This is a genomic window from Micromonospora sp. WMMD708 (assembly GCF_049315245.1).
GTDB lineage: Bacteria > Actinomycetota > Actinomycetes > Mycobacteriales > Micromonosporaceae > Micromonospora > Micromonospora wenchangensis.
Genome location: NZ_CP186060.1, coordinates 6,697,665 through 6,721,009 on the forward strand (window position 1 = coordinate 6,697,665; position 23,345 = coordinate 6,721,009).

The 23,345-nt window shown below is 72.7% G+C and carries 25 protein-coding genes; 5 read left to right on the forward strand and 20 right to left on the reverse strand.

Annotated features, from left to right (window positions below; all coding sequences use genetic code 11):
- Window positions 1-57: 57 nt before the first annotated feature.
- Together ACN260_RS29755 and ACN260_RS29760 are read right to left on the reverse strand one after the other, a co-directional pair.
- Window positions 58-1,272 (reverse strand): ABC transporter substrate-binding protein, encoded by a 1,215-nt coding sequence (locus ACN260_RS29755; RefSeq protein ID WP_422754059.1) that lies wholly within the window; start codon window positions 1,270-1,272, stop codon window positions 58-60.
- Window positions 1,273-1,301: 29 nt separating this feature from the next.
- Window positions 1,302-2,147 (reverse strand): alpha/beta hydrolase family protein, encoded by an 846-nt coding sequence (locus tag ACN260_RS29760; protein ID WP_422754060.1) that lies wholly within the window; start codon window positions 2,145-2,147, stop codon window positions 1,302-1,304.
- A 71-nt stretch (window positions 2,148-2,218) separates the two neighbouring features.
- Between ACN260_RS29760 and ACN260_RS29765 the strand changes: the two genes are divergently transcribed.
- A complete protein-coding gene (locus tag ACN260_RS29765; RefSeq protein WP_422754061.1) occupies window positions 2,219-2,806 on the forward strand; it encodes a bacterial proteasome activator family protein in 588 nt (195 codons plus the stop codon).
- A gap of 2 nt (window positions 2,807-2,808) precedes the next feature.
- Here the strand turns inward: ACN260_RS29765 and ACN260_RS29770 are convergent, their stop codons facing one another.
- The 3 genes from ACN260_RS29770 to ACN260_RS29780 all read right to left on the reverse strand — a co-directional run bounded on the left by ACN260_RS29770 (window position 2,809) and on the right by ACN260_RS29780 (window position 5,344).
- Entirely contained in the window at window positions 2,809-3,621 is an 813-nt protein-coding gene (locus tag ACN260_RS29770) for an HAD family hydrolase (RefSeq protein ID WP_422754062.1), read from the reverse strand.
- A complete protein-coding gene (locus ACN260_RS29775; protein ID WP_422754063.1) occupies window positions 3,621-4,442 on the reverse strand; it encodes an HAD family hydrolase in 822 nt (273 codons plus the stop codon). The genes ACN260_RS29770 and ACN260_RS29775 overlap by 1 nt, the downstream gene beginning before the upstream one ends.
- Window positions 4,443-4,594: 152 nt before the next feature.
- Window positions 4,595-5,344, reverse strand: coding sequence for a hypothetical protein (locus ACN260_RS29780; RefSeq protein WP_422754064.1), 750 nt, complete (start codon window positions 5,342-5,344; stop codon window positions 4,595-4,597).
- A 162-nt stretch (window positions 5,345-5,506) separates the two neighbouring features.
- Here ACN260_RS29780 and ACN260_RS29785 point away from each other — a divergent pair, with 162 nt between their 5' ends.
- The 3 genes from ACN260_RS29785 (at window position 5,507) to ACN260_RS29795 (ending at window position 7,257) form a co-directional block, all read left to right on the forward strand.
- The gene (locus ACN260_RS29785) at window positions 5,507-5,935 is read left to right on the forward strand and encodes an OsmC family protein (protein WP_088643598.1); all 429 of its coding nucleotides are present in this window, start codon (window positions 5,507-5,509) and stop codon (window positions 5,933-5,935) included.
- A 112-nt stretch (window positions 5,936-6,047) separates the two neighbouring features.
- Entirely contained in the window at window positions 6,048-6,392 is a 345-nt protein-coding gene (locus ACN260_RS29790) for a metallopeptidase family protein (RefSeq protein ID WP_194821738.1), read from the forward strand.
- A gap of 145 nt (window positions 6,393-6,537) precedes the next feature.
- On the forward strand, window positions 6,538-7,257 hold the full coding sequence (locus ACN260_RS29795; RefSeq protein ID WP_088643597.1) for an AIM24 family protein: 720 nt from the start codon (window positions 6,538-6,540) through the stop codon (window positions 7,255-7,257).
- A gap of 101 nt (window positions 7,258-7,358) precedes the next feature.
- Here ACN260_RS29795 and pheA read toward each other — a convergent pair whose 3' ends face one another.
- From pheA to ACN260_RS29815, 4 genes are all read right to left on the reverse strand, one after another.
- Window positions 7,359-8,315 carry a prephenate dehydratase gene (pheA, locus tag ACN260_RS29800; RefSeq protein ID WP_204925461.1) on the reverse strand — a complete coding sequence of 319 codons (957 nt, stop codon included), beginning with the start codon at window positions 8,313-8,315 and terminating at the stop codon, window positions 7,359-7,361.
- A gap of 10 nt (window positions 8,316-8,325) precedes the next feature.
- Window positions 8,326-8,817 (reverse strand): hypothetical protein, encoded by a 492-nt coding sequence (locus ACN260_RS29805; protein WP_422756874.1) that lies wholly within the window; start codon window positions 8,815-8,817, stop codon window positions 8,326-8,328.
- Window positions 8,818-9,079: 262 nt separating this feature from the next.
- Window positions 9,080-9,538: a hypothetical protein gene (locus tag ACN260_RS29810; protein ID WP_204925460.1), complete on the reverse strand. Its 459-nt coding sequence runs from the start codon at window positions 9,536-9,538 to the stop codon at window positions 9,080-9,082.
- A 175-nt stretch (window positions 9,539-9,713) separates the two neighbouring features.
- Complete coding sequence (locus ACN260_RS29815; protein ID WP_422754065.1) at window positions 9,714-10,451, reverse strand: hypothetical protein; 738 nt, start codon at window positions 10,449-10,451, stop codon at window positions 9,714-9,716.
- A gap of 164 nt (window positions 10,452-10,615) precedes the next feature.
- Between ACN260_RS29815 and ACN260_RS29820 the strand changes: the two genes are divergently transcribed.
- The gene (locus tag ACN260_RS29820) at window positions 10,616-11,833 is read left to right on the forward strand and encodes an arginine deiminase (protein WP_422754066.1); all 1,218 of its coding nucleotides are present in this window, start codon (window positions 10,616-10,618) and stop codon (window positions 11,831-11,833) included.
- A gap of 31 nt (window positions 11,834-11,864) precedes the next feature.
- On the opposite strand, the gene ACN260_RS29825 is transcribed toward ACN260_RS29820, so the two are convergent.
- The 11 genes from ACN260_RS29825 to ACN260_RS29875 all read right to left on the reverse strand — a co-directional run bounded on the left by ACN260_RS29825 (window position 11,865) and on the right by ACN260_RS29875 (window position 23,163).
- A complete protein-coding gene (locus ACN260_RS29825) occupies window positions 11,865-12,746 on the reverse strand; it encodes a DUF5926 family protein (RefSeq protein WP_422754067.1) in 882 nt (293 codons plus the stop codon).
- 53 nt (window positions 12,747-12,799) lie between these two features.
- The gene (locus ACN260_RS29830; RefSeq protein WP_422754068.1) at window positions 12,800-13,246 is read right to left on the reverse strand and encodes an ATP-binding protein; all 447 of its coding nucleotides are present in this window, start codon (window positions 13,244-13,246) and stop codon (window positions 12,800-12,802) included.
- A 53-nt stretch (window positions 13,247-13,299) separates the two neighbouring features.
- Window positions 13,300-14,757, reverse strand: a complete 1,458-nt coding sequence (locus tag ACN260_RS29835) for an ATP-binding protein (RefSeq protein WP_422754069.1) — start codon at window positions 14,755-14,757, stop codon at window positions 13,300-13,302.
- 116 nt (window positions 14,758-14,873) lie between these two features.
- Window positions 14,874-15,665: a glycerophosphodiester phosphodiesterase gene (locus ACN260_RS29840; protein ID WP_422754070.1), complete on the reverse strand. Its 792-nt coding sequence runs from the start codon at window positions 15,663-15,665 to the stop codon at window positions 14,874-14,876.
- A 10-nt stretch (window positions 15,666-15,675) separates the two neighbouring features.
- Window positions 15,676-16,011, reverse strand: a complete 336-nt coding sequence (locus ACN260_RS29845; protein WP_088643589.1) for a rhodanese-like domain-containing protein — start codon at window positions 16,009-16,011, stop codon at window positions 15,676-15,678.
- A gap of 84 nt (window positions 16,012-16,095) precedes the next feature.
- Window positions 16,096-17,037: an LCP family protein gene (locus tag ACN260_RS29850; protein ID WP_422754071.1), complete on the reverse strand. Its 942-nt coding sequence runs from the start codon at window positions 17,035-17,037 to the stop codon at window positions 16,096-16,098.
- Between the two features lie 197 nt (window positions 17,038-17,234).
- Entirely contained in the window at window positions 17,235-18,443 is a 1,209-nt protein-coding gene (locus ACN260_RS29855) for an LCP family protein (RefSeq protein WP_422754072.1), read from the reverse strand.
- A gap of 260 nt (window positions 18,444-18,703) precedes the next feature.
- Window positions 18,704-19,933, reverse strand: coding sequence for an LCP family protein (locus tag ACN260_RS29860; protein ID WP_422754073.1), 1,230 nt, complete (start codon window positions 19,931-19,933; stop codon window positions 18,704-18,706).
- 77 nt (window positions 19,934-20,010) lie between these two features.
- Window positions 20,011-20,988 carry a GDP-mannose 4,6-dehydratase gene (locus ACN260_RS29865; protein WP_422754074.1) on the reverse strand — a complete coding sequence of 326 codons (978 nt, stop codon included), beginning with the start codon at window positions 20,986-20,988 and terminating at the stop codon, window positions 20,011-20,013.
- A gap of 152 nt (window positions 20,989-21,140) precedes the next feature.
- The gene (locus tag ACN260_RS29870; RefSeq protein WP_422754075.1) at window positions 21,141-22,814 is read right to left on the reverse strand and encodes a solute symporter family protein; all 1,674 of its coding nucleotides are present in this window, start codon (window positions 22,812-22,814) and stop codon (window positions 21,141-21,143) included.
- Window positions 22,792-23,163, reverse strand: a complete 372-nt coding sequence (locus ACN260_RS29875) for a DUF485 domain-containing protein (RefSeq protein WP_145922406.1) — start codon at window positions 23,161-23,163, stop codon at window positions 22,792-22,794. Before ACN260_RS29875 ends, ACN260_RS29870 begins: the two co-directional genes overlap by 23 nt.
- Window positions 23,164-23,345: the final 182 nt, after the last annotated feature.

Sequence of the window (23,345 nt, forward strand, 5' to 3'; positions counted from 1 at the left end):
CCGACCCCGGCACCGGGTAGGGCCGGTCCCGTCGGGGCCGGCCGGGTGCCGGGCGACTCAGCCCAGCGTGGCGATCTCGTTGATCAGGACGTTGGAGAGCAGCCGGCCGTCGAACTGCACCTTGCGCAGGTACCACTTCTGCTGCGGGGTGCGCGGCTGGTTGAACTGCCACGGGCCGCGCGGGCTGTCGATCTGACCGATCTTGCCCAGCGCCAGGTTGACCTGCTGCGCCGTCGGCTCGGCACCGGCCAGCCGGATCGCCTTGTCGAGCACCTGGGCGGCGTCGTACGAGGCCATCGCGTAGGTGGTGGGCGAGACGTTGTAGGTCTTCCGGTAGGCCGAGGCGAAGATCCGGTTGGCGTTGTTGTTGAGGTCGGCCGAGTAGTTCAGTGCGGTCTGGATGGTGCCGGCCTTGAGGCTCTCGTCCGCGTTGACCAGGGTGGAACGCAGGTCGGTGAGGATGTTGCCCTCGGTCAGGAAGCCGGGCGCGTAGATGTCACCGAACCAGCGGCTGCGACGCAGTTGCCTGATGAACTGCTCACCGGCGGTGCCGGAGTAGAAGCAGAAGATCCCCTCCGGCTGGCGGCTGAGCGCCTCGTCGATCTGCGCGCGGAACTCGTTGTCGCCCGGGGTGGGGTTGGCGGTGGTGAGGATGGGGTCACCGATGATCCGGGGGTCGTCGGTGCCGAAGCCGTCCCGGAAGCCGTTGATCACGTCCTGGCTGGCGGTGCCCTCGGGGGCGACGATGGCGAGCCGGCTTCCGGTGGGAAGTGTTCGCCGCAGGTACGACCCGAGTGCCCGGCCGGGCTCGTCCAGCACGTACGACGTCCGCCAGATGTAGACGACGCTCTGCAGGCTGGGCGGGGAGGCGTTGGACCCGATCAGCGGCACCCGGGCCTTCTCCACCGCGTCCCGGATGCCGGACATCACGGTGGAGCTGACCACACCGGTCATGGCGAGCACGTTCTGGGCGAGGAGCTTGTCGACGGCGGCCTGGCCGCTCTTGGCGTTGTCGCCCTCGTCGACGGCCACCACCGTCGTCGGGTGGCCGCCGAGCTGCTGCCCGTTCATCGCCAGGAAGAGCTGGAAGCCGTTCTCGATGTCGATGCCGATCGTCTTGCCGTCGCCGTTCTCCGGCCGGATCAGCCCGATCCTGATCGGCTTGCCCGGGGGCGGCGTCTCGGTGTCGTCCGTGCCGCAGGCGGCGACGAGTCCGGTCGTGCCGAGCGCGGCCAGCAGTTGAAGGGCCCGCCTGCGGTTCATCTGCGACACCGAAATCCTTCCGGAAGCATTGCCGGGCGTCACCGCCCCTCCGGCGTTCTACCTGGTGGGCGACCCTGCGTCAATGGATCTTGATCTTCAAGCAACGACTGCAACGCAGCCCTTACCTGCGGCCAGGCCGCCGACAGCGGGTCGATCAACCCGAAGTGCTCGCATTCCGGCAGCTCAATGAGGGTGACCGGGGCACCGGCGGCCCGTGCGGTGGCAGCATATGACCTGCTCAGAGCGGCCGGCACCTGGCGGTCCCTCCCCCCGTGCAGGATCACCGTCCGTGTCTGTCGCGGCACCGAACGGCAGGGGTCGGCCACCGCGTACCGCTGCGGCTGCTCGGCCGGGCCGCCGCCGAGCAGCGCGGCCACCGCCCCCGAATCCAACCCCAGCCGGTACGCCTCGGCGAGGTCGGCGACCGGGGCCAGCGCCAGCACCCCGGCCACGTCCTGCGGGGCGTGCGCCGCCACGTGCAGCGCGAGCTGCCCACCTGCCGAGTGCCCCAGCAGCAGCGGCGGCCCCGGCGCGACCAGCCCCGGCAGCGCCTGCGCCACCAACCCGGGCAGCGCCGCCACCCCGGCCCGGACGTCGGTGAGCGTGTTCGGCCAGCCGCCGCCCGGCTGGCCGGTGCGCCGGTACTCCAGCTGGGCCACCGGCCAACCCGCATCAGCCAGGGCGGCGGCGAGCGGGCCGGTGTGGGTGCGGTCGTACCCGGCCCGCCAGAAGCCCCCGTGCACCACCGCAACCAACGGCCGGACCGGACCACCACCGGCCGGCCGGCGCAGGTCGACGAGCTGCTCGGGCTGGACGCCGTAGGCGACGGTCAGGTCCGGCGGCGGGGCGGGCCGGCTGAGCACCGCCCGGGGGTCGTGGGACATGCCGGCGACGGTAGCGCGGCCGGTGGCGGTCCGGGTGGGTGCGACGGGAGCGGGTGGGTAAAGATGGGGCCATGACCGAAGCGCACCCCACTGGACAAGCTGACGAGCCGGGCCGCCCCGACGGGCAGTCGGGCACCGTGGTCGTGGTCGGCCCCGACGGCCGCCCGGTCGGCACCGTGCAGGCCGACGAGGCCGGCGAGGACCCGACCCGCCTGGTCGAGCAGCCGGCCAAGGTGATGCGGATCGGCAGCATGATCAAGCAGTTGCTGGAGGAGGTCAAGGCCGCCCCGCTCGACGACGCCAGCCGGCACCGGTTGCGGGAGATCCACCAGCGCTCGATCGTCGAGCTGAAGGAGGGCCTCGCCCCCGAGCTGCGCGAGGAGCTGGAACGGCTCTCGCTGCCGTTCGCCGAGGACCAGGCACCCAGCGAGGGTGAGCTGCGGATCGCCCACGCCCAGCTCGTCGGCTGGCTGGAGGGGCTCTTCCACGGCATCCAGGCCACCCTGGTGGCCCAGCAGATGGCCGCCCGGATGCAGCTTGAGCAGATGCGCTCCGGTGGCCGCCCCGCCCTGCCCAGCGGCCCCGGCGCGATGATCCCCGGGATGCCCGGCATGGGCCAGCCCGGTGGCGAGGGCCACAACACCGGCCAGTACCTCTGACCTCAGCCCACCCCGAAGACCTTCTCCAGGTACTCCGCCACCCCGTCGGCGGTGTTCGCCCCGGTCACCTCGTCGGCGATCTCCAGCACGGCGGGGTGGGCGTTGGCCACCGCCACCCCCCGCCCCGCCCAGGTCAGCATCGGCACGTCGTTGGGCATGTCACCGAAGGCGAGCACGTCGGCCTGCGCCACCCCGACCCGGGCCGCGTACCAGGCCAGCCCGGCGGCCTTGGTCACCCCGGCGGCGGAGATCTCCACCAGCCCGCTGTACGACGAGTGGGTCGCCTCGGCCAGCCCCTCCAGGGCCCCCGCCACCACCTGTACGAAGGCGTCCGGGTCCTGGGTGCCGGCGCGGGCCAGCAGCTTCACCGCCGGCACCGAGGCCAGCTCCTCCGGCGACTCGACCGCCCGGATGGCCTCGTGGTCGGCGTCCCAGCGCAGCGGGTAGTGCGCCTCGTGCCGCATCTCCCGGCTGTCCACGATCTCCACCGCGAAGCTGACCTCCGGCACCGCCGCCCGCAACCGCCGGGCCACCTCGGCGAGCAGTTCCGGGGCCAGCGGGTCGGCCCGCAGCACCTGGTCGGTGTCCGGGTCGTACACCACCGCGCCGTTGGCGCAGACCGCCGGCAGCGGGGCTGCGAGCTGGTCGTACACCAGTTGGAGCCAGCGGATCGGGCGGCCGGTGACCAGCACGACGGGGATGCCCGCCGCGGCGATCCGCTTCAGTACCGCAGCGGTGCGGGCGCTGAGCCGACGCTCGTCGCCGAGCAGGGTGCCGTCGATGTCGGTGGCGACCAGCCGTGGTGTCTCTGCCATCACCGGGAGAGTAGCCGGTCGAGGTAGACCGCCACCCCGTCGTCGTCGTTGCGCAGGGTCACCTCGTCGGCGGCGGCCCGCACCAGCGGATGCGCGTTGGACACCGCCACCCGGGACCAGCCGGCCCAGGCGAACATCGGCAGATCGTTGGGCATGTCCCCGAAGACCAGCACGTCCGCCGGGTCGACGCCGAGTCGCTCGGCGACCACGGTCAGCCCGCTGGCCTTGTCCACCCCGGCCGGGGTGATCTCGACGAAGCCGAGACCGGCCTGGGTGAGGGTGGCGACCTGCGGCGGGACGATCCGGCGGGCGGTGGCCAGCAACTCGTCCACGTCGTGGTCGGCGGTCCGGACGAACGCCTTGATCACGTCGAGGGCGAGACATTCCGCCCGGGTGCGCGACTCGAACAGCTCCGGGTAGGGCCAGGACGGGTGGTAGTCGCCCCAGAGCGGCGCGTCGTGCTCGTCGGAGCCCTCGACCATGACGGTCAGCGGGCCGACGGCGGCCTCCAGGTCGGTCAGCAGGCCGGCGAGCACCTCGGCGGAGAGGCGCTCGTCGCGCAGCACCACCGGGCCGGCCGGGTCGCTCTGGTCGACCACGCAGCCGCCCCCGGCCATCACCAGGAAGTCGGCGGCCCGGATGTCGTTGCGGGTGAGTTCCTTCAACCGGGGGCCACGGCCGGTGGCACCGACCACCGGGATACCGGCGGCCCGCACCCGGTCGAGCACCCCGTGGGTGTACGCCGAGACGGTGTCGTCGCTGCGCACGAGCGTGCCGTCGAGGTCGGTGGCGATGAGTTTGGGCAGTCCCGGGCGGGTCATCGTTCCTCCTTGCCCGCCGCCGTCCGTACCGGTCGTCCGACCCGGTGTGACGGCGGGCAGCAACCGTACCTCGCCGCCCGGGTCGCCACCACGGCTTCCGGGCGAATCAGCAGGCAACACCCGGTGACCGCCGCGCGGCGGTCCGGCGGGGCTCAGGGGTGCGGTTCGCGGCGGGCGAACGGGACCGTCGGGGTGACGGTCAGGCCGGTGGGCGCGGCCGGCCGCCCGTCGGCCCCCGCCGGGTCGACCCTGTCCCGGTCCACCGCGTCCGGGTCGGCCCGCGGCCCGGCGGCCCCGGCCGGCGGACCGTCCGTCGGCGCGACGGCGGTGAGCAGCGCCGCCCCGACCAGCGCGACGGCGACGAAGGCCATCACCAGCCCCCGGCCGTAGTCGACCCGGAACCCGTCCTCCGGGGAGTAGAACAGCGCCCGCTGGCCCGAGTCGTCCAACGAGAAGGCGGTGACGGTGAGCAGGACCGCCAGCGCACCCGCCACCGCCAGCCCGGCCACCCGGGCGTCGTGCCGGACCGCCGGCCGCCCGCGCAGGGTCAGCGCCACCGCGACGCTGAGCAGCAGGAGCCCCACCAGGTACGCGATCCCGAAGCCGCCCACCTCGGCCACGCCACCGGGCACCCGGATGGTGCCGCTGCCCTCCGGGCCACCGTTCGGCACGGTCATCACCAGCCACTCCCCGGCCGTCGAGGCCGTGGCCGCGACCGCGCCGAGCAGGGCCAGCACCGGGGGCAGCCGCCGGTCCCGGCGCAGCGCGGCGGGCCACTGCCCGAACCGGCCGCCCGCCGGTCGCTCGGGGGCACCCCACTCCAGCACCGAGGTGTCGTCCGAGAGCACCGAGGTGTCGTCCGAGCGGTCGTCCTGTCTCGGGATGGGGAGATCCTGGGACATCGGCCACCTTCCGCGTCGCGGGCCTGACCCGCATCATCCCACGCCGGCCCGCCCCGGGCCGGCAGCGCCGGGGGTCCGAAGCGGTGCCGGCCGGGCCTGCCGGCGACCGGCGGCCTCGCCGGGTCGGTCGCCGCGGGCGGGGCTTTCGACTAGCGTTCGGGTATGCCTATCCGTACCGCATCCGCACGTTGGCAGGGCAACCTCACCGAGGGCGCCGGGACCGTCCGCACCGGCAAGGGCGGCCTGGAGGGGAACTACTCCTTCAAGTCGCGCTTCGAGGAGGGCGAGGGGACCAATCCGGAGGAGCTGATCGGGGCCGCCCACGCGGGCTGCTTCTCGATGGCGCTCTCCAAGCAGCTCGCCGACGCCGGGGTGTCCGGCACGTCGGTGGAGACCACCGCGAAGGTGCACTTCGACAAGACCGACGCGGGGATGACCGTCACCCGGATCGACCTGGAGACCGTCGGCCAGGCCCCGGGTCTGGACGAGGCCCAGTTCACCAAGCTGGCCGAGGCCGCCAAGGAGGGCTGCCCGATCTCCCGGCTGCTCTCCCCCGGCGCGCAGATCAGCCTCACCGCCCGCCTCGCCTGATCCGTCCCGTGCGCGGTCCGGCCCGGGCGGGCCGGACCGCGCACGGGGTACCGGCGGCATCCCGCAGGACCGGTGGACCCCCGGCCGGTCGGGCACAATGGGTGAGGTGCCCGTGGAGATGAGCCGTGAACGCTTCGAGGAGCTGGTCGGCGAGGCCCTCGACGAGGTGCCCGAGGAACTGCTCCGGCTGATGAGCAACGTGGTCATCCTGGTCGAGGACGACCCGCCGCCCGGGGAGGACCTGCTCGGCCTCTACGAGGGGCACGCGCTTACCGAACGCGGCTGGAACTACTCGGGCGTGTTGCCCGACCGGATCTTCATCTACCGCCGGCCCATCCTGCGGATCTGCACCACCGAGGACGACGTGGTCGACGAGGTGGCGGTGACCGTGGTGCACGAGATCGCCCACCACTTCGGCATCGACGACGAGCGGTTGCACGCGCTGGGCTGGGGCTGAGCCCGCCACCCGCCGGCCGGTCGTCTGCGCACACCTGACCGGTTCCGTGCTCGGGGCCGGGCCGGCGCGCCGCTCGGCCGATGCGGCGGGTTGCGGGGGCTGCCTACCGTGTGGTGAGCACACCCCCAATCAGGAGGAAGACCCAATGCGCAGCGCGCTGTTCTCCGCGGAGAACCTGGAGAAGGAGTCCGCCCAGCCCGGCATGCGGCTGCAGAACTCCAAGATGTTGAAGATCGAACTCAACGGTGAGGCGATGGCCCGGGTCGGGTCGATGGTCGCCTACCAGGGGCAGGTGCAGTTCCAGGCGTTGGGCTCGGGCGGCATCGGCAAGTTCATCAAGCAGCGGCTCACCGGCGAGGGCGTCCCGCTGATGAAGCTCAGCGGCCACGGCGACGTATTCCTGGCCGAGCTGGCCAAGGACGTGCACATCATCGACCTGGAGCCGGGCGACGCACTGTCGATCAACGGGTCCAGCGTGCTGGCCTTCGACTCCACCCTGTCGTACGACATCAAGATGGTCGGCGGCGCGGGGATGGCCTCGTCGGGCCTGTTCAACTGCGTGTTCAGCGGCTACGGCCGGATCGCCATCACCACCAAGGGCACCCCGGTCGTGCTCAACGTCGACGCGCCCACCTACGTCGACCCGCAGGCGGCGGTGTGCTGGTCGGCCAACCTCCAGACCGGCTACCACCGGGCCGAGCAGCTCGGCCTGGGCACCCTGCTCGGCCGCAGCACCGGTGAGGCGTTCACCATGAGCTTCGCCGGCCAGGGCTTCGTCGTGGTCCAGCCGTCCGAGGAGCCGCCGGTCCAGGGCAGCGGCGGCCAGCAGCAGCAACAGGGCCTGCTCGGCGGCCTGCTCAGCTGACCTTCGACGACGTGGGGGCGGTCCCGGCCGGGACCGCCCCCACGTCGTCTGCGCGGCCCGCACCCGGTGCCGCGTCGCCGCCGGAACCCCGCTGCGGGGGCTCAGCTCAGCTCGCCGGCGCGCAGCCGGGCCAGCCAGGCCGCCGCGTCGGTGTAGTCGGTGTCCGAGAGGCCGGCCGGCGCGGGCACCGGCCGGTCACCCGCCGCGTCGGCCCACCGGTGCCGGGGGTACGACCCGAGGAAACGCACCTCGGCACAGACCCGCCGCAGCCCCTGCAACGCCTCGCCGAGTCGGGCGTCGGCGACGTGACCGGTGCAGTCGAGGAAGAAGACGTACCGGCCCAGCGCCTCCCCGGTGGGGCGGGACTCGATCCGGGTCAGGTTGACCCCCCGCACGGCCAGCTCCATCAGCACCGACAGCAGCGCGCCCACCCGGTCGTGGGCGATGGAGACGGCAAGCGACGTGACGTCGTCCCCGGTGGGCGGCGGGGGCGGGCCGGGGCGGGACAGCAGGGCGAACCGGGTCACCGCGTCCGGGTGGTCGGCGATCTTGTCGGCGAGCAGGGTCAGCCGGTGCCGGGCCGCCCCGATCGGGGCGCAGATCGCCGCGTCGTACTCGCCGCCGGCCGCACCGGCCGCCGCCGCGCCGTTGGACAGCACGTCGATCACCGTGGCGTCGGGCAGGTGCGCGCGCAGCCAGTTGCGGCACTGGGTGGACGCCTGCGGGTGGGCGGCGACGCTGCGCACCCCGACCAGGTCGGTGCCGGGGCGGGCACCGAGCACGAACTCCACCGGCAGGATCACCTCGCGGGTGATCACCAGCGGGTCCCCCTCGGCCAGTTCGTCCAGGGTCACCCCGACCGCACCGCCGATCGAGTTCTCCATCGGCACCAGCGCCGCGTCCGCCTCACCGGCCCGTACGCTCTCCAGCGCCTCGCCGACGCTGCGGGCGGGCGTGCGGCTGCCGCGCTCGGCGGCCGGGACGGTACGCAACGCCTGCTCGGCGAAGGTGCCCTCGGGGCCCAGGTAGACGTAGCGGGTCGGCGGTGTTCCGGGCATGCCGCCCAGCCTACGCACCCGGTGGCAGCCCGGTCCCGGTGTCGCAGGCCAACGTCCGGATGGCGGGCGGCGCGACCGCCTTCACCTCGATCGAGCAGACGTCCGTACCGGCGGTGACCAGCCGCAGCGCGCCCGGCTCCCCCCGGCTGACCGCCTGGAGTTCCTCGTGCCCGCTGACCGACAGCACGGTGTACTGCCAGCCGTCGGCGCACAGCGGCCCGTCGACGGCCCGCACCGACACGTCGCGGGGCAGCACGTTCCCGCGGAGCAACCCGATCACCCGGTCGGCCGAGGGACGGCCGGCACACGCCTCCGCGACCGCCGCGACCGTGGGGGTCGGTAGCGTCGACGTCGGGGGCAGGGTGGGGGTCACCGGCAGGGCGGGGGGCGTCGTCGTCGGCGGCAGGGTCACGGCCGGCGTGGGCGGGGCGACCGGGGCCGGCAGTTCAGGCTCGGGCGGGGCGGCGCAGCCGGTGAACGGCGACACGGCCAGCAGGGCCACGGCGAGCCGGGCGGCGACCGGCCGCCGGTACGGGGGACGGTGGGCGGGGTCAGGCGGCACGGGCCGGTCCTCGGGGGATTCGGGCGCGGGGGCGTCGCGACGGGGGCCGACCGTCAGGACCGTGGGAGGGGGCCGGTCGTGTGGCCGGTGGGGTGAGCCCATCGTAGGAAAAACCGTCTGCCCGGTGAAGGCCGGCGCGACGCCCGCCGCCGCCCGACGCGGGGCGGCTCGGCGTGGGGCGGCTCGGCTTGGGCGGTGCCGGTCAGATCGGGGAGAAGAAGGTGAGTGAACCGGTGACCGAGCCGCCGGTGAGCATCGGGGTGGAGACGGCGTCGACGGTGGCGTAGGTGCTGGCGTCGCCGGCGGGCTGCACCCGCAGCAGGCCCCGGGCCAGTCGACCGGAGTGCAGGGCGAGCAGCGGGGGGATCTTGTCGGTCTCCTGCTCGGGCAGCTCGTGCCGGGCGGCGGTGAAGTCGAGCAGCCGCAGCCCTCCTTCGAGCAGCGGCAGGCCGACCACGTCCTCGGGGGCACCGAGGCAGAGCAGTTCGCAGCCGGCGGCGGAGATGGCCACCACGAGGGTGTCGGCGTCGATCAGCAGGCAGGGCTCCTCGGCGTGCGAGACGCTCGCCGACCACTTCCCGACGTTGTCGCACCCCGGCCCTGTCGGCGTCCGCGCCGCCGGCACGAACACGTCCGGGAGCGAGAGTTCGACGTGGGCCACCGCGCCTCCTAGGTACACCGACGGTCTGTCCACGCTAGCCGGTCTTCGTGACGGTCGCCGACCGCGCGGGAGCCACCGGCCGCCGGTGGAGGGGACAATTGCCCTGGTGGGCGGCCGGCGACGGCGCGGACCGGCATGTCGGGGGGACCGGTACCGCGGGGCGTCGCCGGTGACGTTACCGGCGACCCGCCGGCTTGTCAGCGGCCGTTCGGCCCTCGTCGTACCACCGGTAGTCGCCGGTGGGACGGTACGTGCCGTTGTGCCAGGTCTGCGGGGCCTGGGCGACCCGGGACAGCTTCTCGGCGGTGGCCGGGCTGATCCGGTTGCCTCCGGCGACGAGGAGCCGGTCGAGCTCCCGGTGGGTCGCCATCATGCAGTCCTTCGGCAGGCCGTAGACGCTGATGACGCCGGAGCCGACGAAGGTCAGCACCGGCGTCACCGGGATCGGCAGCCCGACCGCCTGGGTGAGCGCCTTGCTGGCCCGCTTGGCGTCCCGCCGGGCCTCGGCCACGTACGGCGGGCGCTTGCCGTTGATCTGCACCACGTCCCCGGCGACCAGCACCCGGGCCCGGCCGTGGTCGGCGATGCTGACCGCGAAGAGCCCGCTGGGGCCGATGGCGAGGAACCCGGCGCGTTCGTCCTGGCCGTGGTCGCGCAGGACGTCGGAGACGTCGGTGCGCGGCCACTCGATGACGTGCCAGGCGGGGCCCAGGTGGTCGAGCTGACCGAGCGCCCGCGCACCGGCGGCCTCCAGCCGGCGGGCACCCCGCTCGGCCCGGCGTCGACGTGCCCACTCCAGTGGGGTCGGACGTACCGGGTCGAGGGCCGCGGACCCGTCAGGACGGGGGTGCGGCACCGTCACGGGCGGCAGCGCCCGGGTGGGTACGGCTCGACGAGCGGGAAAGACAGTCATCGCGACCTCCGGCAAAAGGTCCCTCGAAAGTTATGTTCTCACTACCCTACGTCGCCACTGTGGGGGTACGGCAAGTTGGAGCGCCGGAATGAGTGCGGATGAATGCCATATTCATCCGCAGTTCTTCCGCTGAAGATCGTTCAGCACTGCCCTACGCTGCGGGGGTGACCCACTACGTGGACAGCGAGGTCGGTCGACTCGGCACGGTGCTGTTGCACCGACCGGGCCGGGAACTTGCCCGCCTCACCCCCCGCAACAACGACTCGTTGCTCTTCGACGCTATCCCATGGGTCGGCCGGGCCCAGGAGGAGCACGACGCCTTCGCGGCCGAGCTGCGCGGACGGGGCGTGGAGGTGCTCTACCTCGCCACCCTGCTCGCCGAGACGCTCGCCGTCGCCGAGGCCCGCGCCGAACTCACCGAGCACGTGCTCGCGTCGCCCCGGCTGGGCGACACCCTGCGCCGCCGGGTCGCCGACCACCTCACCTACCTCGACCCCGCCGCGCTCGCCGACGTGCTCATCGCCGGCCTCGCCCACGAGGAGGTACGGATCAGCGCCGAGCGCCCCGGCGGTCTGGTCTGGACGATGATGGACCGGCACGAGTTCGTCATCGACCCGCTGCCTAACCTGCTCTTCACCCGGGACTCGTCACTGTGGATCGGCGACCGGGTCGGGGTCACCAGCCTCGCCATGCCGGCCCGCCGCCGGGAGACCACGCTGACCGACGCGATCTACCGGCACCATCCCCGCTTCGTCGGCACCCGGGCCGTCTACCACCCCGGCCTGGAGCACCTCGAAGGCGGCGACGTGCTGCTGCTCGCCCCCGGGGTGCTCGCCGTCGGGGTGGGCGAGCGGACCACCCCGGCCGGTGCCGAACGACTGGCCCGGCAGGTCTTCGCCGCCGGCCTGGCGCACACCATGCTGGTGGTGCCGATCGCCCAGGAACGGGCCACCATGCACCTCGACACCGTCTGCACCATGGTCGACGTCGACGCGGTACTGATGTACCCCAACGTGGCCAGCATGCTGTCCGCGTACACGGTGATCGCCGGACCGGACGGCGAGCCCCGGGTGGACGGCCCCGCGCCGTTCCTGCGCGCGGCGGCCGACGCGATGGACCTCGACCAGCTCCGGGTGATCGACACCGGCCTGGACCCGGTGACCGCCGAACGCGAGCAGTGGGACGACGGCAACAACACCCTCGCCCTGGCCCCCAGGCTCTGCGTCGGCTACGAACGCAACGTGGAGACCAACGCCCAGCTGGAGCGTGCCGGCATCGAGGTCATCCCGATCGCCGGTTCGGAGCTGGGCTCCGGCCGGGGCGGCCCCCGCTGCATGTCCTGCCCGCTGGTCCGCGAGCCGCTGCGTCCGCCGGCCGGCTGAGCCGCCCACCCGGGGCGGCCCGGCCGGCGGCCTAGCGGAGGGTGAGCTGGCGGCCGAGCAGGCCCTGACGGGCCCGGCGGCCGGCGGCGTCCAACGGCTCCTTCTCGGCCAGCGCGTCGGCGTAACGCTTGGCGAACGCGGCCACCGGCTCCTCCCACTCGGCGGCCGGGACGTCCTCCGGCAGGTCCCACACGGGTGCCAGCCGGCCGTGCGCCCGGAACATGCCGGCGAACTTCGTGCTCTCGCCGAGGGTGAGCGCACCGGCGGCGGAGAGCCGCGAGAGCGCGTCCAGCGCGGCGTCCTCGTCGTCACCGAGCACCCAGCGCACGTGCGCCTTCTCCGGCACCTGGCACCAGTAGGCGGCCCGCGCGGCGGCCAGCTTCACGGTCGGGTAGATCGCCGCGTTCGCCCGCTCCAGGGAAGCCTGCACGGTCGGGTCGTCGGCCGCGCCCGGGTCGAGCCAGAACTCGAACCCGTCGTGCATCGTGATCTCCAGCGGGCCGTCCACCAGGATGTCCTGCAGGCGCGGGCCGGGGCCCGGCAGCGGCGGCACCGTCACCGCCCCACCCGGCTCGGTACGCAGCGCGCAGAGCAGCGCGTCGGCCAGGTCCCGGGAGACGTCGCCGGACTGCTGGTGCCGCTGGAGGCCGATGAACACCCGACCGTCCGGCTTGGTCATCGCCGGGGCGGCCATCGGCAGCACGGTCGCCAGGGTGACTGGGCGGTCGCCGTGCTCCTCGACCAGCTCCGGGGTGAGCCGCAGCGGTGCCGAGGCCGCCGGTACGAGTTCGCGCAGGGCGATCCACTCCGGCTCGTCCACCAGCCCCTCGAACGGACGGGGGACGAAGACGTCCCGGATCTTCTCCCGGCGGGGAGCGGCCTCGGCGCGCTGGTTCTTTCGACGCTTGCTCACGGCGAGACAGCCTAGAGCCCGCAGGGCGGCGGTGGGGGAAGGACCCGCCCCGGTCAGCCGGCGGCGACCAGGTCCGGCCGGCAGTCGGCGGGGTCGAACTCGGCCCAGACGCTCTGCCCCAGGCCGTCCCGGTCGACCCCCCAGCGGCTGGCCAGCCCGGCGACGATGTGCAGGCCCCGGCCGTCGACGGCGTCCGTGCCGGCGGCCCGGATCCGGGGGCCGGCCCCGGCGCCGCCGTCGGTCACCCGGACGGACAGGCCCGGCCCGGTCCGGGTCGGGCGCAGCCGCCAGGCGACCCGGACCACCCCGCCGGGCAGCGGGTCGGCGTGCCGGACCGCGTTGCCGACCAGTTCGGCCAGGACGGCCACCATGTCGGCGAGGAGCGGTGGGGGCACCAGGTCGGCGAGTTCGTCGGCGAGCCGGTGCCGGGCCAGCCGCGCGCCGGTGGCGTGGTGGGGGACCACCACACACCACGAACGCTCGGCTCGTCCCGTCGACACCCCGGCTCCTTCCCGGCCCGTGCCCGCGGTGGGCCGTCCGGCCCACCGGCGGCTCACCCGCGGGGGAGCCGCACCTCTGCGACGGTACCGCCACCGTCGCGTGGACGTAGGGATACCCATCCATTCTGCTGTTCAACGATCCGGCGGACGAGATAGAGGCCGAGTCCGGCACCCGGATACGCCCGCCGGTCGCCGGACTCGCCCTGCCAGAACCGGTCGAAGGCGCGTTCGACGTGCTCCGGGCGGATGCCCACCCCCCGGTCGGCCACCCGGAACGACACGGTCTGCCTGTCGGCCGACGCGAACACCTCGATCGGGGAGTCCGCCGGTGCCCACTTGCCCGCGTTGGTGCACAGCTCGGTCAGCACGGTGGTCAGGCTGCGCCGGTCCCCGAGGGCCTTGGGCAGGTCGGCCGGCGCGTGCAGGAACAGGCGTCGGCGCAGGTCGCCGGGGAGGTCCAGGACCGCCGCGCGCAGCGCCTCACCGAGGTCGAACGGGACGGCCGGCTCGCCGTCGGAGCGTACGTCGGTGGCCGAGGTGAGCAGCCGGTCGACCAGCCGGGCCAGTTCGTTGGCCCGTTGACCGATCACCCGGGCCGCCTGCCGCCGGTCGTGGTCGGTGAGCGACTCCCAGTGGTCGGTGAGGGTGTCGGCGTAGCCCTTGATGACGGTGACCGGGGTGCGCAGCTCGTGGCTGGTGACCGCGACGAAGAGGTCCCGGTCGGACTCCCGGCGTCGCTGGTCGGTGATGTCGCGGAAGGTGATCACCCGTAGCGTGCCCGGCCCGACCAGCTCGCCGGTGGTGATCCGCAGCCACCGCCCGTCCGGGAGCTGGTGGTCGAGCAGCTGGCCGGCCGGCGGGAGCGGGAACGGCAGCGGCCGGTTCATCGCGTCACCGGCGCTGCGCCCGGTGACCTGGGTGGCGGCCGGGTTCCACAGCCGGACCCGACCGTCCCGGTCGACCACGGCCAGGCCGTCGGCCAGCGCCGCGACGACCGGGCCGTCGCCGTGCACCGGCAGGCCGCTCTGGTCGCCGTACATGTGGGCGATGCAGGAGGCGAGGTAGCCGAGGGTCGCGTGCTGGACGCGGTCCTCGGTCTCGTCGTCGTCGGCGTAGAGGGCGTGCAGGGTGCCGACGGTGAGCCCGTTGAGTTCGGCGCGGGCGACGATCATGCGGCGCAGGCCGTTGCCGACCAGTTCCGCGGCGAGCGGACCGTCGAGGCGGTCCAGCCGGGCCTGCCGGACCCGGGGCCCGGTGAGCAGGCAGACGGTGGCCGGGTCGGAGGCGGGCAGCGGGCGGCCGATGGTCCACTCGGCGCAGCCGCTGGCGGCGATCACCCGGCCGCCGGTCGGGGCGAACTCGACGAAGGCCACACAGGCCGCGCCGAGCGTGGGGCGGGCCGCCCGGAGCAGCGAGGTGAGCACCGGCAGGCCGGCCTCACCTGAGTTGATCATCTCGATCACCGCGCCGTGGTCGGCGATGAGGGTGGCGAGATCGGGGCGCTCCGGCATGCCCCGAGTCTGCCCCGTACCGGGCGGTTCGGGCACCCCCCGCAGGTCACCCGGCTCGGGCAGCCGGTGCCGGCCCCAACCCCCGGCGTCGGCCGGGGACCGGTGTGAGCCGGGCGTCACCGGCCCAGCCGGGCCAGGGTGTGCGCGGGCCGGTCGGTGATCACCCCGTCCACCCCCGCGTCGAGGACCAGCTCCAGGTCGGTCGGTTCGTTGACCGTCCAGACGTACACCGGGTGGCCGGCGGCGCGCAGTGTGGGCACCAGCTCCGGGCGGGCCCGGACCAGACCGATGCCCGGCCCGGCGATCCGCGCCCCGAACGGCAGCCGGCCGAGCCGCAGCCAGCGCGGCAGCACCTCCAGCAGCAGCACTGTCGGCAGCGCCGGGGCCAGTTCACGCACCCGGCGTACCGCCAGCGGGGAGAACGACATCACGGTGACCTGCACCGGGTCGTCCGGGCCCGGCTCGGCCAGCCCGTGCCGACGCAGCATGGTCACCAGCCGGCGCTCGACGTCCCCCCGGTAGCGGGACGGATGTTTGGTCTCCACCAGCAGCTTGACCGGGCGGCCGGCGTCGCGGACGGCGGTCAGCAGCCGGTCCAGGGTGAGCAGCCGGGTACGGGTGTCGTCCGGCGCCGCGTCGTCGTCGGCCGGCGCGCAGCCGGGGTGCCAGGAGCCGAAGTCCAGGGTCTCCAGCTCGGCCAGGGTGCGGGCGCTGACCAGGCCGTGACCGTTGCTGGTCCGGTTCAACCGCCTGTCGTGTACGCAGACCAGGTGCCCGTCGCGGGTCAGCCGGACGTCGCACTCCAGCCCGTCGGCGCCCTCGTCGAGGGCCCGCAGGTAGGCCGCCAGGGTGTGCTCGGGCAGGTCGGCCGACGCGCCCCGGTGCGCGAAGACCAGTGGATCAGCCATGCCGAGCCGCTCAGATGACCTGGCCGGGCTGCCCGTCCCCGGTGACGACCGGCCTGCCGACGGCCGCCCACTGCCGCATCCCGCCGTCGGCGTTGCGGACCTGCTCCCAGCCGTTGCCGAGCAGGTAGCCGACGACCTGGGCGGAGCGCCCGCCGGAGCGGCAGATCACCGCGACGTCGCGGTCGGTGGGCACCTCGGCGAGCCGGGCCGGCAGTTCCATCATCGGTACGTGGTGCGCGCCGGGCGCGTGGCCCGCCGCCCACTCGTCGTCCTCGCGGACGTCGAGCAGGTAGGTGTCGTCGTCGATCGCGGTCACGGGGACACTGGGAACCTGGGATCCGAACACGGTCGAAAGCCTAGATCCTCGGTGCCGTCGGCGGCACGTCGGCGCTCGGCGTGGCGACCCGTCGGCGGGTGTACGGCATGACGGTCAGAGCCGGTTGACCCAGCGCGGGTTGGCCCGGGACCAGTCGGGTAGCCGGTCGGTGCGGACGGCCTCGAAGAGCCCGCCGCCACCGTTGTCGAGCACCACGTACGAGACGCCGTCGATGGTCTGCGGGTAGGACGGGAGCTGCACCCCGCGCAGCGCGTCGGCGGGCAGCGAGCGCAGGGCGAACAGCAGCTCGTCCAGGGGTACGCCGTTGGTGTCGACGGTGAGCGCGCTGCCGACCGCCCGCAGCACCCGGTCGAGTTGCACCGGGTCGGTGCGCAGGTGGGTCTCGCCGGCGCGGTCCATCATCGCCCGCAGCATCTGCTGCTGGTGGCGCTGCCGGTCGTAGTCGCCGTTGGGCAGGTCGTAGCGTTGCCGGGCGTAGTCCAGCGCCCGTGCGCCGTCCATCTGCTGGCAGCCGACCGGGAAGACGACACCGGTGTGGATCGAGCGGACCTCGGTGTCGACGCACATCCGGATGCCGCCGAGCAGGTCGATGACGCGTCGGAAGCCGGCGAAGTCGACCAGCGCCGCCCCGTCGAAGCGGATGCCGGTGAGCCGGGTCAGGGTGGCCGAGAGCAGGCGGGTGCCGCCCTCGCCGCCGCCGCCGTGCTCGTACGCTGCGTTGATCTTGTCCTGGCCACCGGCGTAGCCGACGCCGTCGGGGGGGATGGCGACCAGCAGGTCCCGGGGGACGGAAATCAGGTACGCCTGCCGCAGGCCGGGCGGCACGTGCACGATCAGGATGGTGTCCGACCGCTGGTCCGCCCCGGCTGCGCCGGGGCGTCGGTCGGAGCCGACGATCAGGTAGTTGATCCCGGTGTCCAGGTCGGTGCGGGCCTGCCGGGCGTCGGGGGAGAGCAGTTGCTCCTTGCTGACCGTGCGGTCGTAGCGGTGGGCGAGCAGCCGCACCCCGACCACGGCGAGCCCGGCGAGCAGCACCAGGGCGAGGCCGACGCCGAGCAGGGCCCGTGGCCAGCGTGCCCTGCGCCGGCCGGGGGGCGGTGTGCCCCGCCCCCGGTCGGATCGCGCTGACCTGGCCGTGACGTCCTCCCCGTGGCCGCAACGTGAATATCTCTCACGTCAGGCTACGGGGGTTTGACCGGCTCCCGGGCCGGTTCGCCGCGACTACCGACCGGTCACTTACGGGTGGACAGCACGCTCGGGTTGGCGTACACGAACTCGGCCAGCTTGTCTTCCTTGATCGCCTGGAACATGTCAAGCGTCTGCTGGCTGAGCGCCTCGCGGTTGTTGGCGTTGCCGTTGAACGTGCCGCCGTTGGTCCGCAGCATGGTCAACTCGTTGGCGGTGACCCCGCGCATGGTGAACACCAGGTCGGCCACCGGCACGCCCCCGGTGTCCAGGATGAACGCCTTGCCGGCCGCCTTGATCAGCTGGTTGACCTTGACCGGGTTGGTCAGCATGCCCTTGTCGGTTGCCTTACGGGCCATCGCCTTGATCAGCTGCTGCTGGTTCTGCTGCCGGTCGTAGTCGCTGTTCGGCAGGCCGTAGCGCTGCCGCGAGTAGTCGAGCGCCTGGAGGCCGTTCATCTCCCGGCAGCCCTTCTTGTAGACCACCGGGGTCATCGGCCGGCCGGTCTTCTTGGCGTCCGCATTCCACATCTGCTTGCCGTCGACCATCATCATGTGGTGCGACTTCACCTCGTGGCTGACGCAGATGCGCACCGTGCCGAGGGTGTCGATGACGTTCTTGAAGCCACCGAAGTTGATGATCGCGGCCCCGTCGAAGCTGACCCCGGTCATGTTCTTGATGGTCTGGGCCATCAGCTGGGCGCCGCCCTCCCAGCCGCCGCCGTTGCGCGCGCCGGCCTGGAACGCCGCGTTGATCTTGTCGGTGCCGCCCTTGAACCCGCTCTTCTTGAACGGCGGGATCTGCGCCTCGGTGTCCCGGGGGATCGAGACCAGGTACGCCTGGTCGTGGCTGGCCGGGATGTGCAGCACGATGATGCTGTCCGAGCGGACGTCGTCGGCGGCCCAGCGCTCCCGGGCGTCCACGCCGAGCAGCAGCATGTCGATCGGCCCGTCGAGGTTGGCGCCGCCCTCGGCCTCGGTCTTGCCCGCCCCGCCGAGCAGGTTGCGCTGGGCGATGTTGCCGGTCGCCTGACTGATCAACGCCTTGCTGCCGACGATCGCCACGCCGCTGGTCAGCATCAGCACCGCGCCGAAGACCACGGTCAGCCGCGCCCAGAGCGGGTCCTTGCGCCGGGCACGCTTGCGGGCCGTGGCGGAGGGCCGACCGCCGCGACCGCCCGGTGACGGGACGGCGGCCGACGCCCGGTAGGGGTCGGCGCTCGGTGGCGACGGGCGGGGGCTGGTCTGAACCGGCATGCGTGCTCCAGCTCGCGTGATCGGGGGGCGGGACCACTTTACGTACCGCTTCCCGGCAAGGCGAGGTCGTCACACGCACAAATCCCAGACAACCTGACCTTTAGCCCCATGATTCATCCGTTCGGGCGAATCGATGCGACCGGACGGCCGTTGGCGTCCGATGATCAAGCGTTCCGGAAACGACCTCTGATGACGTTCGTCGAAACCTGCCCGACACACGGGGGCGGACCGCGTCGGCCCGCCCCCGCACCCGCGACGCCTCAGTTGCCGTTGCCGGCGGCCGCCTTCTTGTCGGCCGCCACCCAGTCCGCCATCGTGTCGGCGGACATCGCCTTGTACATCGCCAGTGCCTTCTCCCGGTCGGAGACCACCACCGACTCGCCGTTGATCGTGTCGCTGCCGAGGTTCGGGCTGGTGAGGAAGGTCAGGTTCTCCCCGCGCAGGTTGCGGAACTGGATGGCCATGTCGCCGAGGGAGAAGTCGTTGTCGACGGTCACCGCGTCGGTCACCGACTGGAGGAACGCGTTCAGCTTCTTGGGGTTGGTCAGCGTGCCCGTGCTGGCCGCCTTGTCCATCAGCGCCCGCAGGAACTCCTGCTGGTGACGCATCCGGGCGAAGTCGCCCTGGGGGAACTGCTTGCGCTGGCGGATCCAGTCCAGGGCCGTCGCGCCGTCCATGTGCATGGTGCCCTTGGTGAACTTCCGGTACGGCTTGTGGATCGAGGTGATGCTCCGCTCCACCTTCAGGTCGACCCCGCCGAGGGCGTCGGTGACCTCCTTGAAGCCGCCGAAGTCGATCGCCATCACGTTGTCGATCCGGACGTCGGTGAAGCACTCCACGGTGCGTACCGCCAGCGGCAGGCCACCGAAGGCGAACGCAGCATTGATCTTGGCGCGCTGACCGGAGTCGCAGGCCGCGCCCGCGCTCTCGGGGATCGGCACGTACAGGTCACGCGGGACGGAGACCAGGTAGGCCGACTTGTGGTCGGCCGGGATGTGCATGACGATCAGCGTGTCCGCCCGCCACTCGCCCGGCTTGTCGACCGCCGCGTCCGGGTCCCGCGAGTCCGTGCCGACCAGCAGGATGTTCAGCGCCCCGTCGACCGCCTTCGCCGGCCGGCCACCGGTGATCTCCGAGAACGGGTCGGTGCGGGCCAGGTCCTCGTTGAGGTTGCGGGTGTAGAACCAGGCCCCGATCCCGCCGAGCAGCGCCACCACCAGCACCGTCACGCCGGCCACCAGGGCGATCCGCCCCCAGCGCGGGCGCGGTCCACGCCGACCGTGGTTCCCCGGCCCGCCCGGCCCCGGGGGTGTGCCGGGCCCACCCGGCCCGCCCGACCGGGGCTGACTCTCCTGGTGCGAGGGGTACCACTGCGCGTCGGACTGCCGGGCGCGCCCGGTGGGGCCCCGGTCGGCGCCGGGCACCGGGGCCCGGCCCGCGCTGCGGTGCAGGTAAGGGAGCGAGGCGCCGGCTGACGAGGTCGCTGACATGCGTTTCAGCGTACGTAGGCGGGTCGAGCGTTGGCTGAATGTGAAGCCCGCCGGCCGTCCCGCGTGGCGCGGGGGAGCTACCCTAGCCGGTCGCGGAAATGGTCGATGGTGCGTCGCAGGCCCTCCTCGGGCGAGACCTCCGGCTGGTATCCCAGCAGGTCCCGGGCGAGGGTCAGGTCGGGGCGGCGCATCTCCGGGTCGTCCGCGCTGCGGGTGACGTAGGTCACCTGTGACGTGCTGCCGGAGAGTGACACGATCGTCTCGGCGAGTTGCCGCATCGACATCTCGTGTTCGGTGCCGCAGTTGATCGGGCCGGTCTGCGTCGAGTCGAGCAGCAGCAGGATGCCGCGCACCAGGTCGTCGACGTAACAGATCGACCGGGTCTGGTCACCGGTGCCGTGCACGGTGATCGGCTCGCCGCGCAGCGCCTGGGAGATGAAGGTGGGGATCGCCCGGCCGTCGTCCGGACGCATCCGCGGGCCGTACGTGTTGAAGATCCGGACGATCGCCGCGTCCAGCCCCCGGCTGCGGCGGTAACCCATTGTCGCCGCCTCGGAGAAGCGCTTCGCCTCGTCGTAGACGCTGCGCACCCCGATCGGGTTGACGTTGCCCCAGTACGTCTCCCGCTGCGGGTGTTCCTTCGGGTCCCCGTACGCCTCGGAGGTGGAGGCCATCAGGAAGCGGGCGTCGTCGGCGACCGCGCGGTCGAGCAGGTGCAGGGTGCCCACCGACCCGACCCGGAGGATCTCCACCGGCAGCTTCTCGAAGTCGGTCGGGCTGGCCGGGGACGCCATGTGCATGATCGCGTCGAACCGCTGCGCCAGGGCCGGGTGGTGGGTGGGCAGGCCGTCGGAGATGTCCGCCTCGACCAGGGTGAATCGGGGGTGCTCGGCCAGGTGCGCGACGTTGTCCTTGGAGCCGGTGACGAAGTTGTCCAGCGCGACCACCGTGCACCCGCGCTCGACCAGGGCGTCCGCCAGGTGTGACGGCACGAACCCGGCACCGCCGGTGACCAGGACACGGTGACCGTTTCCGAACCGCTGGGCAACCTTCATGGCGGCCAGCCTACTTCTCCCCGCTGCCCGGGGCCCGGTCGACCCGAGGTCGGGCGCGTCCCGTATCCCGCCCGGTGGGCGGCTCTCCGGGGTGACCGACGGGTGGGCCCCCGACGCGAGCGGTCGCGTCGGGGGCCCGTGGTGCCGGTCGGTCAGTGCGCGCCCGCGCCGGTGAGGGCCCGCACCTCCAACTCGGCGTACTTGTCCTCGTCGTGCTCCTTGGAGATCACCGTGCCGAGCCAGCCGCAGAGGAACCCGAACGGGATGGACAGCAGACCCGGGTTGGACAGCGGGAACCACTGCCAGTCGTGGTCCGGGAACATCGAGGTGGGTGCGCCGGAGACGACCGGCGAGAAGAACACCAGGAACACGGCCGAGACCAGGCCGCCGTAGATCGCCCAGACCGCGCCCGAGGTGTTGAACCGCTTCCAGAACAGGCTGTAGAGGATCGCCGGCAGGTTGCCGGAGGCGGCCACCGCGAACGCCAACGCCACCAGGAAGGCCACGTTCAGGCTCTGCGCGTAGATCGACAGGGCGATCGAGACCGCGCCGATGACCAGGGCCGAGATTCGGGCCACCCGGACCTCCTGGCGTTCGGAGGTCTGCCCCCTCTTGATCACGTTGGCGTAGAAGTCGTGCGCCAGGCTGGACGACGAGGCCAGGGTCAGGCCGGCGACCACCGCCAGGATGGTGGCGAACGCGACCGCCGCGATGATCGCCAACAGGGTCGCCCCGCCCAGGTCGCCGCCGAGGAAGGACTTGCCCAGTTCCTCGGCGAGCTGCGGCGCGGCGGTGTTGCCCGCCTTGTCCTGCGCGATGATCTCCTTGCCGCCGACCAGCGCCGCGGCACCGAAGCCCAGGGCCAGCGTCAGCAGGTAGAAGGTGCCGATGATGCCGATCGCCCAGAGCACGCTCTTACGGGCCGCCTTGGCGGTCGGCACGGTGTAGAAGCGGATCAGGATGTGCGGCAGGCCGGCGGTGCCGAGCACCAGGGCGATACCCAGCGACAGCAGATCCATCTTGTTGTAGAAGGTCTGGGTCGAGTTGCCGGCCACCTCGACGCCGTACCGGAGCCCGGGTTCGAGGAACGCGCTGCCCTTGCCCGACGTGGCGGCGGCGTCACCGAGCAGCGCCGACAGGTTGAAGTTGTACTTCGCCAGCACCAGTACGGTCATCACCAGCGCGCCGGACATCAGCAGGAACGCCTTGACGATCTGGACGTACGTGGTGCCCTTCATGCCACCCACGGTCACGTAGATGATCATGAGGGCGCCGACCATGATGATGGTGGCCACCTTGGCGGTGTCGGCGTCCATGCCCAGGAACGTCGTGCCCGGCTTGATTCCCAGCAGCAGCGCGACCAGAGCGCCCGCGCCCACCATCTGGGCCAGCAGGTAGAAGATCGACACGGTGATGGTGGAGACCGCCGCCGCCGTACGCACCGGCCGCTGACGCATCCGGAACGCCAGCACGTCGGCCATCGTGTAACGGCCCGAGTTACGCAGCAGCTCCGCCACCAGCAGCAGTGCCACCAGCCAGGCGACCAGGAAGCCGATGGAGTAGAGGAAACCGTCGTAGCCGTACAGCGCGATGATGCCGGCGATGCCGAGGAACGACGCGGCCGACATGTAGTCGCCGCCGATCGCCATGCCGTTCTGGAAACCGGAGAAGGACCGGCCGCCGGCGTAGAAGTCGGTGGCTGTCTTGGTCTGCCGGCTGGCCCAGATCGTGATCGCCAGCGTCACCGCCACGAACACCAGGAACAGGGTGATGGTCAGGTTGCGGGCGGTGCCGCCGCCCGCCTCAACCGCGAGGACCGTGTTCACGGGTCACCTCCCCGATCTCGGCGCGGATGCGGTCGGCCGTCGGGTCGAGCTTGCGGTCGGCGTACCGGGAGTAGAGCCAGGCGATGAGGAACGTCGAGACGAACTGGAGCAGCCCGAAGATCAGCGCCACGTTGATGTTGCTGCCGAAGAGCTTCGTGCCCATGAAGTCCCGCGCGTAGGCGGAGAGGATCACGTAGAGCGCGTACCACAGGAAGAACGCGACGGTCATCGGGAAGACGAAGCTGCGCAGCGCGCGGCGCAACCCGACGAACTCGTCCGACCGTTGTACGGCCAGATAACGCTCCGCCGCCGAGTCGGCCGGGGCGGGCGTGGGTGTGTCCGTGGACATCTGTGGATCACCACCTTCACAGGCATCGGGAGTTTCGCGCACCGTAGAGAGCGGCCCGCCTGCAGGAAAAGGTGCAGATCGATCCCGGCAGTCCCCTGCGCCGAACGGTCCCCCACCTGCGCCCAGTGACCCACGTCACCCCGCTCACCGGACGATCCGCACGCGGACCGGGCGCGGACCGG